Here is a 16,416-nt window from a genome sequence, read left to right on the forward strand (position 1 = left end):
GATGGCGAGCCGTCAATTCACGGTGGAGGAGCTGACCAGGTTCGCGGTGCGCACTCTTCAGAGTGCCGAGCCGGGCACGCCGCGGGCGGACACGCATCTTTCGGAGTTCTTCGACTACCTGGTCGATCTGCATGCCTTGACCCCTGGCGGTGGTCTTCCCGCCGGTGACTTCGTCCTCACCGTTGTCGCGGAATTGAACCGGCTGCGGCGTGACGCGGGGATCGCCGCGGAGTACCTGGTGGATGCGATCGAACAGGCGGGGTGGGATCGGCACGAGGACGCGCTGCGAGCCCGATCGGCACTTCAGTACGTGAATGACGATTTCGCCGGCACGGCGGTGGCCGGGATGGTCGAGGCGGAGACCCTCGCCGACGCCGACGAGGCGGTCAGGGCGAAGCTGGAGCAGTACGGTCCCGCCGACGCTGAGGAGGTGCCGGCGTTCGTACCGGTGTCGCACTGGTGGTGGGACAGTTCGTTCCGGGCAGCGATGCCGGACTGGGTGACGGTGTACCGCATCGGTGAGGCCCCGGATGCCGTGCGCCCGGTGTTCTGCATCGCCGACCGGTCGTATTCGCGGCCGTGGCTGGCTGAGGCGGCGCACTCGGAGGCGTCCGCGGCTCTTGCCGAACGCGGGTTCATCTCGTCGCTCACCGGATTCGAGGGTTCGGCCGACTCCTCGTTCGGCGGATTGCCCACGTGGGAGCAGTTCCGGCAGCGGCATTTCGTCGAGGGAGCTCCGCTGCCGGTGCGGCCCGTGCCGCCGGGGCAGGAGGACCCGCCGGGCTGGGACGCCATGAGGGCGGAGATCCTGCGAGTGGGGCGGGCCACGCTGGCCGAGCTGGAGGACATCTTCGGGGAGGCTTTCCCTGGCGCTCCGACGCAGGTGAACTCGCTCGACGGGCCGAGACGGTTCTCGCCCGCCTCGGTGTACAAGCACGAGGAGCTGTGGGGCTTCCGCATCAACGTCATGGTCTTTCCCGGGGCGGGGGACGACGTGCCGCCGCCCGACGAGGTGAGGGCGGTCGTGCCGGTTCTGCAGCGCCGGGGCTGGACGGCCGGGGCTGCCGAGGGAAGTCCGGACAAACTGCGGGTGGAAGCGGCCCGCGGCGAGTTCCGGCTGAGCGTCTTCGCCGAGTCGGGAGCGGTCACCTTCATCGTGGACTCGCCGCGGTACCGGGCGCCGGACGAGCCGGGCGCGACCTGGGTCATCGAGCCGCGGTCATGAGGCTGGCGCGAACCCGGCGGGAAGCGCAGCTCTACCTCGACCTGGTGTCGTGTGAGTGCGGGGGACTGGGGCTCAGGGCGTGGGGTGAGGCGGTCCGGTTCGAGGACGGGACGGCCGGGTGGCGGTATGCCGGGCGGTGCGAGGCCTGCGGGCGGGATCGGGAGTTCGTCTTCCGGGGGCCGGCGATCGCGCAGGACGCGTCGGGCCGGGACCGGGTGGTCTACGGGCTGGGCGAGCGGGCCTCGGAGCTGCTCGATCCGGCGCAGTGGTTGTGGGCGGCGGAGAGGTACGCTGCGGCCGTACCGGCGGAAATTGATTCTTTGCCGGAAAAAGACCGTGTCACGGCGCGCGGGTGGCTGATGGCGGCCGTGGCGGCGATCGGCGAGGTCGAGAAGTTCCGGGGGAGGGACGGGATCCCGCCGGAGGCGTTCTGGACCGGGCCTGGGCGGGCGTGGTACGAGCGGGAGCCGTACGCCTTCCAGACCGGCCGGCTGGCTGAGCTGCGCCGGGGCTACGAACGGCGGCTACGGGCGATGCGGGGCGAGGCGCCGGCGCGGATGAGCGGTGCGCGGGCCGCTCGGGTGGCGGGAGAGAACCGGATCCGGCGGGCGTGGGCGGAGCGGTACGGCATCGACGACGAGGAATGGGTCGAGGGCGGCGCGACCGGCGCGGACCGGCGCTCGCCGACCGCCGAGCAGAGGGCCGAGCTGACCCGGGCGTTGCGTGAGGCCGCCGGGCAGGACGTGGTGACCGGATTGTCGCTGGCCGATCCGCTGGCCGGGCTGGCCGCGTTCCGGCAGCTGATCGGCGAGGTGGAGAGTCGCTGGGCGAACGACATCGCCGGGCGTGACCTGCGGATCGCGCTGGCGCGGGCGGCCTGTCACACGTGGCTGGTCGCGGCCGGGATCTCCGACGACGGCTGGCGTGATGAGCTCTGGAACGACCGGGTGTGGCAGGTGCCGCGCGATGCGGCGCCCGCGGCGGCCACGGTCTGGGAGATGGTTCGGGCGGCGCGGGCCGCGGTGGCCGGCGTCGACGGTGGGGAAGGGTACCGGGCATGACTGTTCCGCTCGCGCGCAGCAGCTTGGAGGCGCACCTTTTCATCGACATCACGCCGTGTGACTGCGGCGAGTCGCGGCTGCCCCGGTCCAGCACGACGATCACGCTCCCGGACGGCACGCTCGGCGTCCGGTACAGCGGTGTGTGCCCGTCGTGCGGCCGGTCGCGGGTGTTCGAGTTCCGGCTGCCGGAGTTCGAGGTGGAGCAGCAGCCGGACCGGGTGACCTACGGCAGCCTCGTGCGGTCGGAGCTGATCGACGCGGGACAGTGGGTCGCGACGGCGGCGCGGTATGCGGCTCTGGTGCCGGATCCAGCCACCGGCCTGACCGGGGACGAGCGGCGGATTGCGCGCACCCGGTTGAACGCGGCGGTCTCGGCGGTGTTCGAGGCGGAGCGATTCTTGACCGACGAGTCGGACGAGATGCCGGAGTCGGCGTTCTGGTCGGTCCAGGGGCGGGAGCTGTTCGCGACCGCTCGGGACCAATTCCATCGTGACGATCTGGCTGACCTGCGTAGCCGGTACGAGGCCCGGCTCAGGCAGACCGGCTCGCGGTCCGACGAGGCGCTGAGGTGGGAGACGCCCGAGGACGCGGAGTACCGGCAGCGTCTGGCGCGCCTGCGACAGGAGTGGGCCGAGCGGCACGGGATCACCGACATCTACGACGACCGTCAGTCGACCGAGGCGCAGCGGCTGGAACTGCGGCGCGCCGAGCGGGCGCTGCTCGGGCTGGACGTGGCGACCGGGGCGAGCATGCACGGCGCCCAGAGCGCGCTCAGCGCGTTCGACTCGATCCTTCTAGCGATTCGTCGCGAATTTCCGCAAGGGTCGGACGAGCGGGACCGACGGACGGCGGCGGCCGAGGGCGTCCGGGCCCGATGGTGCGCCGAGACCGGATGCGCCGTCTGGGACATCGACGACGACGTGTTCACGATCCCGGACGATCGGCTGCCCCCGGCCGAGTCGGCCTGGGCGATGGTCCGGGCCGCGCGGGAGGCAGCCGGGCAGGACCCGGTGACCGGCGACTTCGTGGAGGCGGTATGAGCACACCGGCCGGCGACGGCGCAGTCTACTTCGGACGGCTGCGGGCGGGGGATGCGATCTCCGACCCGTCCTGGGTGTTGCGCCGGACGAGCACCGGCGACGAGATCCTGGGACGGGACGGGCGGTGGCGCCGCTCGGACATGCTGGCCCGGGCCGAACGCGGTGAGCTGCCGGGAACGTTGGAGCCGCTGGGCCCGGTGCTGCCGGGTGTGCTGGTCACGCTCGTGCAGCGGCGGTTCCACGCGGCGTGGCGGACGATCGAGCGCCAGCAGGCGGGCGAGTTCACGCTGCGGCTGGCGGTGCCCGGCACCGGCTCGGCGTACGAGCGGCTCGACGACGAGGCGCGGGCCGAGACCGCGCGGTTCCTGCGCAGGGCGCCACTGGTCGCTTCGGGGGAACAGGGCAATGTCCGTACGGACGGAATGTGGGTTTGGCCGGAAACGATCGCCCAGCAGGTACTGGAGACCGGTGAGCCGCCCGAGGACGAGTTCTTCTACCACATCCGGGCGCGCGCCTTCCTGTTCCCGGGGGAGGTCGCGCCGAGCGTGATCGAGCGGGCGCGAGCGCTGCTGGCGATGGCCGCGGCGCCGGACGGACGGGTGCGGGAGGCGAACGTGCCTGGTCGGGAGCCCCCGCCGACGCGGGAGGAGCGGCAGCGGGCGTTGAGCGCCTGGCATGCCGAGTGGACCGCGAAGCATGCGCCGAGCACCCCGTTCCGGCCGGAGAACCACCCCGGTGACCCGGACTACGCCGCGAACTACGTCGACGTCGAGGCGTCGCCGGAGGCCGAGCGGGAGTACACCGCCCGGGCCCGCGAGATCATGGGACTGGACCCGGAGACCGGCGAGCGCACCGACCTCTGACGGCGCCCGAGGTCAGGCGCTGCGGCGCAGCATGTCGTCGGCCAGCTCCTTGGCGAGCCGGCTGAGTGACCCGTCCGACTGGACGGCCGGGACCTCGACGCCCGGCGCCAGGCGTAGGGCGAGCTCGTCCAGCAGGTCCGCGATGGCGGTGGCGCGCTGCCGGGAGATCACCACCAGACTCCGGTCGCCGGGGGTGCGCCGGTCGACCTCGCCACCGGCGGCGGCCGGGCCGAGCCGGGTGGCCGCCTCGTCCAGCGGGATCGGACGGAACCTGTCCGGGTTGCGCTCGGCCGCGGCGTAGAGCAACCAGTGCCGGGCCGGGTCGCGCTCGGGCTGCGGCAGGGTGAGATCGGGCGGGGTCACGGCGGCTCCTCCGCTCAGTATCCGGCGCGCAGATAGGCGGCGACGGTGGCGGCGAGCTCGCTCATCGAACCGTCGCTCCGGATGGCGCCGACGCCCTGGCCGGGCGCCAGCCGCAGGGACAGCTCGTTCAGCAGGGTGGCGATGACCCGGCCGCGGTTGCGTGAGAAGGCGACCGCGTCGTCCGGATCGTCACGGTCGAGACGCGACTCGGTGGCGCGGCCCGCGGCGATCATCGCGGCGAACTGGGCGGCGGCATCGTCCAGGGGGATCGGGATGCGTCGCTGGCTGCCGTCGGGCTGCCGCCGGATGTCCGTCCACAGCATCAGATGCTGGGCGGGATCGCGTTCCGCCTCCGGTTCGGTCACCGGGCCATCCTATCGGCTCAGGCCGGTGGGGCCGGTGGGGTGTCGCTCCCGGCTCGCTTCGCGAGCGCCTCGGCCCTGGCCGCGGGCCAGGCTTTCACCAGCTGGAGCAGGAAGTAGCCGATCGCCACGGCCGGGAGCACGCCGAAGAACGCCACCCAGCCCAGCCAGGTGGAGGTGACCTGTCCGAGCGCGACGCAGGGCAGCAGCCAGGCGAGGAACAGGAAGAGGCCGGCGACGTACTCCATCGGCTGGTCCATGACCGTGTGGCGTTCCTCGTCCTCGGAGTTCAGCCACCGGCCGACGCCCCACATCAGGGCGGCGATCGGCAGCATGAGGACGGCCACGGCGAGCTCGGCCAGCTGAACGTTGTGGCTTCCGGTCAGGCGGTACGTCGCCTGCGTGACGTAGTACGCGGCCGGGACGGCCCCGCAGGTGATCAGGAAGGCCAGGAACCCCAGACCGGTCCAGCGAATCAGCATCCCGGCATGGTACGAAAGCACGGGTCCGGGCCGCAGCCCGCGGATCGGTAGAGTGACACGGGTGAAAGAACGGATAGCCGGCGCCCGGTACGCGTTCCGGGCCGCGCATCCGGCCAGCCCGATGCTCCGGGTGCGGTATCGGCACGGCGTGCCGGTCGACCCGTGGGGCTTCCCGGACTGGACTCCCTACGCCCGCGTCCTGGTCGCGCTGCCCCCGGCGATCGCCGATCTCACCGTCGAGGAGTCGCGCGTCGTCGACGTGCGGGCCGCCGACCGGGTGGCGCGCGCCGCCGGTGACCCGCTCTGGTCCGGCACGGTCGGCACACCGAGCGGCTGGACGTGGGCGCACACCGCGCGGACCAGGCATCTCGCGCTGGTCCCGGCCGAGCTGCACGCGAGCTTCCGTCATCTGGGCGGGGTCAGCGTCGGGGCGCGGGCGCTGGCCGGGCACGGTCTCGCCGCGGGCGACGAGGAACCCCCGGGCATCCTGGTCACCGAACGGCTCTCGGCGGCCGCGCTGGACGCCGCCGACGATCGATTCGGCGTACGGCTTCCGCCGCACTACCGGGATTTTCTGGGCCGCACCAACGGTGGCGCCCCCAGCTTCCCGGCCGTCCACCCGGGCCACGGGTTCGTGCTGGACCAGCCGCTCCTCGGGTTCCGTGAGGACCGCACCCACGACCTGGGCTACCTGAACGCGTTCTTCACCGACCGGCTCACCACCGACTGGCTGGCCATCGGGCTGGTGCAGGGCGGGCTGCTCGCGCTGCGGGTCCGCGGCGACGACGCGGGCGCGGTCGGCTACCTCGACGACGACGACCCCCGCGATCGGGACCACTTCACCGCCGAGGACGTGTGCGAGCGGCTGATGTACCGGCTGGCCGGGGACTTCGCGTCGTTCTGGCTGGCTCTCCGGCCCGTACCGGCTGATCTGGAGGAGTTGGCGGTCACCGCAGCGGCGGGGGCGGAGGCCGTCCAGCCGGACGGCCTCGGAAGCCTGCTGCCCGGATCGCACCGGAGGACGACGTGACCGAGCCGGCGCCCGAGTGGCTCCCGGCCAACGAGGTCGAGCACGCGATGGCCCTGGCCGCCCTGGCCGATGAGCGGCACACCTACTTCCAGCTGGCGGCGGTCGCCGACCTGTTCCTGCCGCAGCTCACCGGCGACCCGTCGGAACAACAGCGATTCCTCACCGTGCACGCCTTCGACCACGTGTTCCTGCCGGTCTTCACCTCGGTGCCGGCGCTGGCCCGGACGTTCGGGCACGTGATCGACGGCTACACCGTGACCAACTACGCGGAGCTGCGGCGCAAGTGGCCGGACCCGGAGTGGCGGCTCGCGATCAATCCGGGCACGCCGATCGACGCGTACGTGCCGGTGGAGACGCTGGCCGACGCCGCGGTCGGGGACGTGACCATCCCGACGATGGAGGAGCTGGTCGCCGAGGCCACCGCGGACGAGGCCGAGGAGGCGCAGCTGCGAGCGGTGCAGGCGGCCGGCGACTACCCGGACGAGGATCCCGTCGCCGCGATGACCGCCGCGGCCCAGGCCGGTGACGTGTACGGCTTCATGGAGCGCCTGCTGGACGCGCAGGTGCTGGTGCCCACCACCCGGCCCGCCGAGCTCGAGGAGATCGCCGAGCCCGGCTTCCCGTGGCGGTACGCGCCGGAGCAGACCATCGAGGTGTTCACCAGCGCGGAGTCCCTGGCCGCCAGTCACGCCGAGCCGACGCCGTACGTCGAAGTGAACTTCTCCTTCGTGGTGGCCTGCTGGCCGGAGGGCTACGCGATGTCGATCGACCCGGACGACGCGAACCCGCTGGAGTTCGGCTCCGACCAGGTGCCCTGGCTGTTCAGCTTCGCCCCTTCGGAACCACCCGATTCGAGGCCGTGATCTCGGCGTCGGCCGGCGCCTGGATCTGCGCGTCGTCGCCGAAGCCACTGAGCTCGAAGCTTGCCTTCACGTAGTAGGTCGCCTTCGGGCGCAGCGACACGTCGCCCGGCTCGACCTTGTCGGAGTTGGTCAGGACACACTCGACATCGAGCTTCACCAGGCGGCCGTCGTCGTCCAGCTGGGCGGTGAGGATCGGCGGGGACGTCTGGTCGAAGTGATCGTCGAGCCGGGTGCCGAACGGCGGCGGGCAGACGCTGCGGCCGCTCATGCACTCCAGCCGGTACTTGTGGTCGCTCTGCTTGGCGCTGTCGGCGAGGTAGACGTCGAGGCCACCGAAGAACGGCAGCCAGGTGGTGATGTCGGCGACGTTCAGCTGCGGGTTGGAGAGCTGGTCGCCCCAGACCTGCGCGGTCCGGCTCGCGTCCCACCAGGGACGCCCGTCCGGTGCGATCAGATCGGTCGAGGTGTAGTAGTCGGCGTTGCCGACGTGCACGCGGCGCGCGGTGATGCCGTCCGTGCCGGTGCCGGCCATGCGCGTGTACGAGGTGTCCCAGCTCGGCTCCGTGAACCGCACCACGCTGGTGCCCTGCCACTCGCCGAACGGCTTACCGCCGGTCAGCGACGCGGTGAAGTCGACCCGCGCGGTGCCGGCCTTCTCCAGCTTCTCCCGAACCTTGGACAGCTCCTTGTACGCGGCCTCGTGGTCGTTCTTCCCGACGTTGCCGGTCGAGTACCAGAAGAGGCCGGCGAGCACGAGGGCGACCGCGCCGTAGACCCATTTACGCATCAATCACTCCCGATGCCGGCTGGGTGGGGACGCCACAGGGTACCTGCCCCTCACCTCGGCGGGCATATCATCGGCGGGTGCTACCGATCCTGAGGCGCGCGACCGCGTCCGTGTTCGCGGGCGTGCTGCTCGGCGTCGCGACACCGGTCGTGCTCGGGTCCGCCCCGGCGCTCGCCGCCGACTGTGCCACGCCCGGGCGGCTCAGCACGGACACGTCGTGGGCCCGCGCGATGCTGTCGATCGACTCGGTCACCGCGTTCAGCCGGGGCGACGGCGTCGAGGTCGCGGTGCTGTCCACCGGCGTACGGGCCGGTCACCGCCAGCTCGCCGGCCGGGTGCTGAGCGGCCGGGACGCGGTCACGGGCAACGGTGCGGCCGACACCGACTGCACCGGCACCGGCACCCAGGTCGCCGGCGTGATCGCGGCCGCCGCCACGGCGAACGGGCCGGTCACCGGTCTCGCCCCGCAGACCACCGTTCTGCCGGTACGCGTGGTGCCGGACACCGGCTCCACGCAGAGTGCCGCCGACCCCGCGCAACTGGCCCGTGGCATCGACTTCGCCGTGCAGGGCGGCGCCGACGTGATCGTGGTGGCCGTCCCGGCGTACCAGGACACCGCCGCGCTGCGGCAAGCCGTGGCGTCCGCCGTCCAGAAGGACGTGCCGGTGATCGCCGCGGCCGGTGATCTCGGCTCGGCGCAGGACGGCAATCCGGCCCCCTTCCCGGCGTCCTATCCGGATGTGATCGGGGTCGGCGCGATCGATGAGGACGGGAAGACGTACGGCAAGTCGCAGCGCGGGGCCTATGTGGACCTCGTCGCGCCGGGGGTGGCGGTGCCCACCCTGCAGGGCGGCGACGCGTCGGCCCAGGGGCTGGTCGAGGCGGACGGGACAGCGCTGGCCGCCGGGTATGTGGGGGCGGCCGCCGCACTGGTGCGCAGCCGCTCCGGGAAGATGCCGATCGCCGACCTGACCGAGCTGCTGACCGCGTCGGCCAGCCCGACGATGACCGGCGACGGGTTCGGGGCCGGCGTGGTGAATCCCTACGCGGCCGTCACCGGGCGGCTCACCGCCGAGAAGCCGAAAGCACTGCCGGCCCTGGAACCTGCTGCTGCCGCCCGCACCGGGGCTGAGAACCAGCGGCGGACGGTGGCGTTCATCGGGGCGACGATCGCGGCTGTCGCGGTGGTGGCGGTGCTGATGGTGACCGCGGCCGTCCGGCGCAGCCGGCGGCAGCACTGGCGGCCGGCCATGGCACCGCCGCCGGTGGAGCACGAGGAGCCGATCGAGCCCGGCCCGCCGGTCATGCTCCTCGAGGAGTCCGCCGATCAGCGGCGTTGACTCGCGGCCGGTTTGACCGCGGCGGCCGGGTCCAGAGTCACCCCGGCCGGGATGCTGCTGATCAGCGCGGTCGGGATCGCGGTCGCCGCATCGGGGGAGTAGCCGAGGCGCCCCAGCGCGTCCGCGTCCGGCACCGGATGCCGCAGGCCCAGATCGGTCACCAGCTGGTAGCCGGCCGAACCCGGCACCCGGACCAGCGCGAACCGGCCGGCCGGGACACCCACCGCGTCGGCCAGCGCGCGCCCGCCGGACGCCCCGGCGGTCGGCACCGCCGAGGAGAGCGCGGAGACCGGCCCGCCCACGACGATCGACGGCGCTTTGGCCGCCGACCGGGTGATCGCACAGGCTGTGGTGCCGGCCGCCACCGTGGCCAGCGTCGGAGGGCTGGCCGGCGGCTGCGCGTCGGGGTTGCCGGTCTCCGGTTTGAGCTGCGGCGTGCCGCCTCCCGTGACCACGGTGATGGGCACGTTCTTCGGCTCGGCCGGGAAGCTCGCGTTCAGCACCGCTTTCTGCAGCGCGGTGATGGGCAGGATGCCGTCGTCGAGCACCAGGTAGAACTGCGTGGCGTCGACGCCGACGGTGACCGCCAGCACGGTGCCGTTGGTCAGCGCCGGCACCCGCTTGGACGCGGCGCCCCGGTTCTTCACCGGGATGGCTGCGATGTCGCCGCCGGCCGGCAGCGCGTTGAGCCACGCGGTGCTGACCACGACCGGGTCGACCGCACCGTACAGCCCGGGGAGGGTGGTCTGGGCGTCCTGAATCTTGTGCTTGAAGCCGTGCCAGACCAGCTGGAGGTTGGTGTTGCCGTCGCTGACCAGCAGCCCCCGGTCGGCCAGGTCGGTGCCGGCCGGTCCGGTCTGGCCGACCAGCAGCGCGGCGGCCGGGTTCTCCCCCGGCACCATGCACATGGCCCAGGGCAGACCGACCTGCTGAGCAGCCTCGGGCAGCGAAGCAGGCGCGTTCGGGATGCCGATGGTGACCCCGCGAGGCGTACCGGCAAGGGCCTTGGCCGCGATCCGGTAGACCGTCGGATTCGGCCGGCCGGCCGCCAGCCTGGCCGAGGTGAAGTTCAGCGCCGGGTTGAGCCGCCCCTGCAGGTAGACGAAGCTGGCGCCGGACTCCCGTTCGACCACCACCGAGCCGTCGCTCTTCCACGCGTCGGTGCCGACCTTGGTGAGGATGCCGTAGACCCCGAACCCGGCGCCGATCAGCACCGCCACCATCAGGCCGCCGAACAGCGCGCCGATGCCGCGCCGCAGGGGGGACTGCGCCGGGTCGGTCTCGCGCATCACGAACGCGGAGATCACCCGCTGGTTCAGGAACTGGTACGACTGGAGCTGGTCGCGACGGGAGGCCATGTCACGCGCCGATCGAGGAGAACAGCCCGCGGATGTCGTCGAAGACGCCCATCACCGCGCATGCCAGCGGGATCAGCGCCATGATCGCGATGACGTCCAGCAGGTCGGCGGCGCGGCCCAGGTAGGGCGAGGGCTGCCGCTGGCTGTAGATCACCGCGGCCGGCAGGGCGACCCCGCCGGCGATCACCGCGCCGGCCAGCACCAGCAGGCCCGGGACGGCGTCGGTGGCGACCGCGCCGATGCCCAGCACGGCCAGGCCGGCGACGCCGGCGACGAGCAGCGGGCCGCGCTGCTGCGGGGTGGCCAGCAGCCGGGCGCGCAGCAGCAGGGCGGTCACCGCGGCGACGATCAGCAGGACCGCTGCCGTGCCGGGGCCGGACCAGGCCAGGTAGAGGATCGCGACGATGCTGCTGAACGCGGCCGCGAGCAGCAGGCCGGAGAGCACCTCGTCGGCCCGGACCACGGCGGCGAACACGTCCGCCCGGCGGGGCATCGGCTTGTCCTTGAGGATCTCCTCGGCGCGGCTGGGCAGCTCCGGGAACGGCAGCCGGCCGATCCAGCTGGCCAGCACCGGGTAACCGGGGAGCAGGCCGATCGCGGCGGTCAGGGCCACCGCGGCGCCGCCGCTCGCGGGCACCCCGGCGAGCGTGAGCAGCGCGGCGAGCAGGCCGGTCACGGCGATCGCGATGCCGGCCACGAAGAGCCGGGGCAGCCCGGCCACCGCGGCGTGCCCGATCATGCTGACGACCAGCAGCACCGCTGAGCCGAGCAGCAGCGCGGGGGCGCCGATGCCGAGGAACCGGGAGCCGGAGTCGGCGATCAGCCAGGCGCCGCCGAGGAACGCGTAGGGCAGGCCGCTCGCGGCCACCACGGCGCCCGCGCCGGAGTCGGTGAACGCGCGGGACAGCAGGATGCCGACCACCGACAGGCCGATCGCCACGCCGAGCGCGATGATCGCCGAGGCCTGCCGGGACGGGCCGCCGGCGGCCAGCCCGAAGAGGCCGACCAGCAGGGCCACGGCGAAGACGGTCAGGCCGGCGCGGCGGGTGGCGGCGGCGCCCCAGGATCGGCCGGCGCGGCGCGCGCCGCTCGCGATGACCTCGACCACGTCGTCGTAGGCCAGCTCGGGCCAGTCCTCCCGGGCGGGTTTCAGATGCAGCAGCTCGCCGTCGCGCACGCCCTGCGCGGCCAGGTTGCGGCCGGGCTCGAGCGCGGAGCCGGTGGCCCGCCGCAGCACCCAGCCGCCGTGCCGCTCGGCCGGCTCGCCCAGCGCGCCCTCGGCGTGCCGCAGCAGGTGCGGCAGCAGCTCGCCGACGAGCATGTTGTCCGGCAGGGCGATGTCCATCCGGCGGGTCGGCGCGGCGATCGTCACCCGGGCCAGACTCGGGCCACCCGGTGCGGTCACGGTCACCTCCAGCTCAGCCTTCTGTGCCCACAAACTAGCAGGCGGCATCGGTGCGGATTCGCCCCGGCGAATGGCTGGCTAGGATGCGAAGCGTGACCGTCAGCATCGTCAAGCGCCCCCCGCGGCGGCCCGCCCCGGTGATGCCCTCGGGGGAGGTGCTGCTCGACCCGCCGCCGGAGGTGCCGCCGCCGGCCGGCAAGGGCTGGACGCGGATGCTCATGGTGCTGCCGATGGGCGCCGGCGCCGCCGCGATGGGCTTGATGATGGGCGTCCAGAAGGGCGGCCCGCTGACCTACGTCGCCGGCGCGATGTACGGCGTCTCCATCCTCGGCATGATCGCGATGATGGCGAGCAACACGGGCGGCCCGGGCAAGCGCGAGATGATCGAGTCCCGCCGGCAGTACCTGCGGCACCTGTCCCAGCTGCGTGCCCAGCTGCGCAACACGATCCGTCAGCAGCGCGAGGCGCTCTACTACCGCAATCCCGACCCGGCCACCCTGTGGACGTTCGCGGACAGCGGCCGCCTCTGGGAGCGCCGCCGCAACGACGCCGACTTCACCGTCGTCCGGATCGCGGTCGGTGTGCAGGAGGTGGCGACCCGTCTCGTCCCGCCGCAGACCAAGCCGGTGGACGAGCTGGAGCCGCTCTGCGCGATGGCGCTGCGCAAGTTCGTCAACACGTACTCGGTCGTGCCCGATCTGCCGGTCTCGGTGGCGCTGCGCGACTTCTCGCACATCTACGTGCGCGGGGCGGAGGAGGCCGTGCAGGGCTTCTGCCGTGCGCTGACCGCGCAGATCGCCACCTTCCACGCGCCGGACGATCTGCGCCTCGGCGTCTGCGTGCCCGATCACCGGCGTGGTCGCTGGGAGTGGGCGAAATGGCTGCCGCACGCCCAGCACCCGGACAAGACCGACGCGGCCGGCCCGGTGCGGCTGGTCGCGCCGAGCGTGCCCGCGCTCGAGGCGATGCTCGACGACGTGCTGGTCAACCGGCCCCGGTTCGACCCGATGGCGGTGGCGCCGGCCGGCCCGCACGTGGTGGTGATCATCGACGGCGGTTCGACGGCCGGCTCCGACCACCTGATGACCGAGGGCGGGGTCGCCGGCGTCACCATCCTCGACCTGTCGGTGCCGCCGCCCCGGCTGCTCGACGACAGCTCGGTGGTCCTGGAGATCGCCGCGGACGGGACGATCACCGGCACCACGATGGACGGCTCGACCGAGGTGGGGCGGGCCGACACGCTCGGGCAGGCGGAGATCGAGGTGCTCGCGCGGGAGCTGGCGCCGCTGCGGCTGTCCGCGGCGACCTACGGCGACCAGCCCGCGATCTCGCAGGACATGGGGCTCGCCGAGCTGCTCGAGGTGGACGATCCGTACCAGATCGAATTGGCCGACATGTGGGCGAACCGGCCGAACCGGGACCGGCTGCGGGTGCCGATCGGCATCGGGGTCGACGGCCGGCCGGTCGAGCTCGACCTCAAGGAGTCCGCGCAGGACGGGATGGGCCCGCACGGCCTGCTGATCGGCGCGACCGGCTCCGGCAAGTCGGAGCTGCTGCGCACGCTCGTGGTGGCGCTGGCGATGACCCACGACCCGGAGATCCTCAACTTCGTGCTGGTCGACTACAAGGGCGGCGCGACCTTCGCCTCGCTGGACCGGCTGCCGCACACCGCCGCGATGATCACCAACCTGCAGGACGAGCAGTCACTGGTCGACCGCATGCTCGGCGCCATCTCGGGTGAGCTGACCCGGCGGCAGGAGCTGCTGCGCAAGGCCGGCAACTACGCGTCCGCGCGGGACTACGAGCGGGCCCGTGCGGCCGGGGTGCCCCTCGCGCCGCTGCCCAGCCTGATCCTGATCGTCGACGAGTTCTCCGAGCTGCTCGCCGACCGGCCCGACTTCATCGACATGTTCGTCCAGATCGGCCGGGTCGGCCGGTCGCTCGGCATCCACCTACTGCTCGCCTCGCAGAAACTGGAGGAGGGACGCCTGCGGGGGCTGGAGTCGCACCTGTCGTACCGGATCGGTCTGCGCACCTTCTCCTCGATGGAGAGCCGGGCCGTCCTCGGGGTGCCGGACGCCTACGAGCTGCCCCACCACCCCGGCCACGGCTATCTGCGCGCCGGCACCGACGGGCTGGTGCGGCTCAAGGCGGCCTACGTGTCCGGCGCCGTCCGCCGCGAGGGCATCGTCGCCGCGGGCGCGACCCGCGCGGGCAGCCCGATCCGCGAGTTCAGCACGTACTACGCGGCGCCCCTGCAGGAGGAGCGGCCCGAGCCGGAGGCGGCGAGCCAGGAGGTGGAGGAGAAGGTCCAGGGCGACACCCTGATGGACGTGCTCGCCCGCCAGATGGAGGGCCGCGGCACCCCCGCGCACGAGGTGTGGCTGCCCCCGCTGGACAAGGCGCCGACGCTCGGTCAGATGCTGCCGCCGGTCATCTCGATGCCGGAGCGCGGGCTCCAGGTCGACGCCGCGGAGCGCTTCGCCGGCCTGCACGCGCTGGTGGGCATCATCGACAAGCCGTTCGACCAGCGCCGCGACCCGATGTGGCTGGACCTCTCCGGCGCCGCCGGCAACCTGCTCGTGGTCGGCGGCTCACAATCCGGCAAATCCAACCTTTTGCGTACGCTGATCACCAGCCTCGCCCTCACCCACACGCCCCGTGAGGTGCAGTTCTACGGGCTGGACTTCGGCGGCGGCCCACTCTCCGGTCTCACCGACCTGCCGCACGTCGGCGGCATCGCCACCCGCCGTGACGTGGACCGGGTCCGGCGCACGATCGCCGAGGTGCACGGCCTGATGCGCGGCCGGGAGGACCTGTTCGCCCAGCAGAACGTGGAGGGCATGGCGGCGTACCGGCGGGCCAAGCAGCAGGGCCGCTTCACCGAGGACCCGTTCGGCGACGTCTTCCTGGTCATCGACGGCTGGTCGACGCTGCGCGCCGAGTTCGAGGACCTCGAGCCCACCGTCAACGAGCTGGCCAACCGCGGCCTCGGCTTCGGCATTCACGTGGTGGCCGCGACGAACCGCTGGATGGACGTCCGCCCGCAGATCCGCGACGTCTTCGGCACCCGCGTCGAGCTGCGCCTCGGTGAGCCCTCCGACTCCGTGATCAACCGTCGGGAGGCCGTCAACGTCCCCGACCAGTCACCCGGCCACGGCCTCACCCCGGACGGTCACCACTTCCTCGCCGCGCTGCCCCGCATCGACCGCGAGCAGCGCGCCGACGACCTTGCCGAGGCCGTCGCCGAGCTGGTCAAACACGCCACCGAGCACTGGACCGGGCCGCCCGCGCCGCGGGTCCGGCTGCTGCCCGCCGAGCTGCCGTTCGAGGCGCTGCCGCCGTCCCGCGGCCCGCTCGTCCCGATCGGCATCGCCGAGAACGACCTGCAGCCGGTCTGGCTCGACTTCGACGCCGAGCCGCACGCGCTGCTCTTCGGCGACATCGAGAGCGGCAAGAGCTCGTTCCTGCGCAGCCTCGCGAAGTCGATCGTGGCCGGCAACAGCCCCTCCGAGGCCCGCCTCCTCCTGGTCGACCTGCGCCGCAGCCTGCTCGGCGTCGTCCCGCAGGAGAACACCATCGGCTACGGCACGTCGCACCAGGTCACCGCGGATCTGATCAACCAGATCGCGGTCGCCATGCGGGAACGCCTCCCCGGCCCCGACGTCACCCCCGAGATGCTGGCGAACCGCAGCTGGTGGAAGGGCCCCCAGCTCTACGTGCTCGTCGACGACTACGACCTCGTCGCCGCCGCCTCGCAGAACCCGCTGCTGCCCCTGCTGGAGTTCCTCCCGCAGGCCCGCGACATCGGCCTGCACCTGGTGATCACCCGCCGGATCGGCGGCGCCGCGCGCGCCATGTTCGACCCGGTCATCGGCCGCATCCGGGAACTCGCCTCGCCGGGCATCATGATGTCCGGCCCGCGCGAGGAAGGCCCGCTGTTCGGCACGATCAAACCGCAGGTCCTGCCGCCGGGCCGCGCCTGGATGATCACTCGCAGACATGGCGCCCGGCTGGTCCAGCTCGCCTGGACGCCTCCGGTCCGCTGATTTCTCAAGAGCTTCCGGTCCTACGTCCGCCGTGGTCCGGGCCGTCGCTCCCGCGGGGACCCTTGCGGGCTTCGCAGGGCCGTGGCCGGCCCAGAACGCGAAACCCACAAGGGCGATCTCCGTGGGTGGGCGCGGTTACCCCGGACGCGACGTCCGCTTCGGGCCCGGAAGCGGCGCGGCTCGCTCTT

General features: G+C 72.8%; 14 protein-coding genes. 8 read left to right on the plus strand and 6 right to left on the minus strand.

Annotation, left to right across the window (positions count from 1 at the left end; translation table 11 throughout):
* Position 1 precedes the first annotated feature (1 nt).
* From Acy02nite_RS05070 to Acy02nite_RS05085, 4 genes are read left to right on the plus strand one after another with little or no spacing between them, the layout of a single operon-like run.
* Entirely contained in the window at positions 2-1,225 is a 1,224-nt protein-coding gene (locus Acy02nite_RS05070; protein ID WP_203738609.1) for a hypothetical protein, read from the plus strand.
* On the plus strand, positions 1,222-2,286 hold the full coding sequence (locus Acy02nite_RS05075; RefSeq protein ID WP_203738610.1) for a hypothetical protein: 1,065 nt from the start codon (positions 1,222-1,224) through the stop codon (positions 2,284-2,286). Before Acy02nite_RS05070 ends, Acy02nite_RS05075 begins: the two co-directional genes overlap by 4 nt.
* On the plus strand, positions 2,283-3,326 hold the full coding sequence (locus Acy02nite_RS05080) for a hypothetical protein (RefSeq protein ID WP_203738611.1): 1,044 nt from the start codon (positions 2,283-2,285) through the stop codon (positions 3,324-3,326). Before Acy02nite_RS05075 ends, Acy02nite_RS05080 begins: the two co-directional genes overlap by 4 nt.
* Positions 3,323-4,189, plus strand: coding sequence for a hypothetical protein (locus Acy02nite_RS05085; protein WP_203738612.1), 867 nt, complete (start codon positions 3,323-3,325; stop codon positions 4,187-4,189). Before Acy02nite_RS05080 ends, Acy02nite_RS05085 begins: the two co-directional genes overlap by 4 nt.
* A 12-nt stretch (positions 4,190-4,201) precedes the next feature.
* On the opposite strand, the gene Acy02nite_RS05090 is transcribed toward Acy02nite_RS05085, so the two are convergent.
* The 3 genes from Acy02nite_RS05090 to Acy02nite_RS05100 are packed head-to-tail and all read right to left on the minus strand — an operon-like array spanning position 4,202 to position 5,396.
* The gene (locus tag Acy02nite_RS05090) at positions 4,202-4,552 is read right to left on the minus strand and encodes a hypothetical protein (protein WP_203738613.1); all 351 of its coding nucleotides are present in this window, start codon (positions 4,550-4,552) and stop codon (positions 4,202-4,204) included.
* A gap of 14 nt (positions 4,553-4,566) precedes the next feature.
* Positions 4,567-4,917 (minus strand): hypothetical protein, encoded by a 351-nt coding sequence (locus Acy02nite_RS05095; RefSeq protein ID WP_203738614.1) that lies wholly within the window; start codon positions 4,915-4,917, stop codon positions 4,567-4,569.
* 17 nt (positions 4,918-4,934) lie between these two features.
* The gene (locus Acy02nite_RS05100; RefSeq protein ID WP_203738615.1) at positions 4,935-5,396 is read right to left on the minus strand and encodes a hypothetical protein; all 462 of its coding nucleotides are present in this window, start codon (positions 5,394-5,396) and stop codon (positions 4,935-4,937) included.
* Positions 5,397-5,457: 61 nt separating this feature from the next.
* Between Acy02nite_RS05100 and Acy02nite_RS05105 the strand changes: the two genes are divergently transcribed.
* Both Acy02nite_RS05105 and Acy02nite_RS05110 read left to right on the plus strand, forming a co-directional pair.
* Positions 5,458-6,426, plus strand: a complete 969-nt coding sequence (locus Acy02nite_RS05105) for an SMI1/KNR4 family protein (RefSeq protein WP_203738616.1) — start codon at positions 5,458-5,460, stop codon at positions 6,424-6,426.
* Positions 6,423-7,289, plus strand: a complete 867-nt coding sequence (locus Acy02nite_RS05110) for an SseB family protein (RefSeq protein ID WP_203738617.1) — start codon at positions 6,423-6,425, stop codon at positions 7,287-7,289. The genes Acy02nite_RS05105 and Acy02nite_RS05110 overlap by 4 nt, the downstream gene beginning before the upstream one ends.
* Here the strand turns inward: Acy02nite_RS05110 and Acy02nite_RS05115 are convergent.
* Entirely contained in the window at positions 7,249-8,076 is an 828-nt protein-coding gene (locus Acy02nite_RS05115) for a hypothetical protein (protein ID WP_203738618.1), read from the minus strand. The two genes, Acy02nite_RS05110 and Acy02nite_RS05115, sit on opposite strands and share 41 nt — an antisense overlap.
* Before the next feature lie 77 nt (positions 8,077-8,153).
* Here Acy02nite_RS05115 and Acy02nite_RS05120 point away from each other — a divergent pair, with 77 nt between their 5' ends.
* The gene (locus tag Acy02nite_RS05120) at positions 8,154-9,416 is read left to right on the plus strand and encodes a S8 family serine peptidase (RefSeq protein ID WP_203738619.1); all 1,263 of its coding nucleotides are present in this window, start codon (positions 8,154-8,156) and stop codon (positions 9,414-9,416) included.
* On the opposite strand, the gene eccB is transcribed toward Acy02nite_RS05120, so the two are convergent.
* On the minus strand, positions 9,404-10,774 hold the full coding sequence (gene eccB, locus Acy02nite_RS05125; protein ID WP_203738620.1) for a type VII secretion protein EccB: 1,371 nt from the start codon (positions 10,772-10,774) through the stop codon (positions 9,404-9,406). The two genes, Acy02nite_RS05120 and eccB, sit on opposite strands and share 13 nt — an antisense overlap.
* A 1-nt stretch (position 10,775) precedes the next feature.
* Positions 10,776-12,179, minus strand: a complete 1,404-nt coding sequence (gene eccD / locus Acy02nite_RS05130; protein ID WP_203738621.1) for a type VII secretion integral membrane protein EccD — start codon at positions 12,177-12,179, stop codon at positions 10,776-10,778.
* Between the two features lie 92 nt (positions 12,180-12,271).
* Between eccD and eccCa the strand changes: the two genes are divergently transcribed.
* Positions 12,272-16,228: a type VII secretion protein EccCa gene (gene eccCa, locus Acy02nite_RS05135; RefSeq protein WP_203738622.1), complete on the plus strand. Its 3,957-nt coding sequence runs from the start codon at positions 12,272-12,274 to the stop codon at positions 16,226-16,228.
* Positions 16,229-16,416 lie beyond the last annotated feature (188 nt).

Origin of the sequence: Actinoplanes cyaneus, assembly GCF_016862095.1 — a bacterium.
GTDB classification, from domain to species: Bacteria; Actinomycetota; Actinomycetes; order Mycobacteriales; family Micromonosporaceae; genus Actinoplanes; species Actinoplanes cyaneus.

Coding starts and splice junctions, on each gene's coding strand:
- Acy02nite_RS05070 (WP_203738609.1), top strand. CDS start 2: ATGGCGAGCCGTCAATTCACGGTGGAGGAGCTGACCAGGTTCGCGGTG.
- Acy02nite_RS05075 (WP_203738610.1), top strand. CDS start 1,222: ATGAGGCTGGCGCGAACCCGGCGGGAAGCGCAGCTCTACCTCGACCTG.
- Acy02nite_RS05080 (WP_203738611.1), top strand. CDS start 2,283: ATGACTGTTCCGCTCGCGCGCAGCAGCTTGGAGGCGCACCTTTTCATC.
- Acy02nite_RS05085 (WP_203738612.1), top strand. CDS start 3,323: ATGAGCACACCGGCCGGCGACGGCGCAGTCTACTTCGGACGGCTGCGG.
- Acy02nite_RS05100 (WP_203738615.1), bottom strand. CDS start 5,396: ATGCTGATTCGCTGGACCGGTCTGGGGTTCCTGGCCTTCCTGATCACC.
- Acy02nite_RS05115 (WP_203738618.1), bottom strand. CDS start 8,076: ATGCGTAAATGGGTCTACGGCGCGGTCGCCCTCGTGCTCGCCGGCCTC.
- eccB (WP_203738620.1), bottom strand. CDS start 10,774: ATGGCCTCCCGTCGCGACCAGCTCCAGTCGTACCAGTTCCTGAACCAG.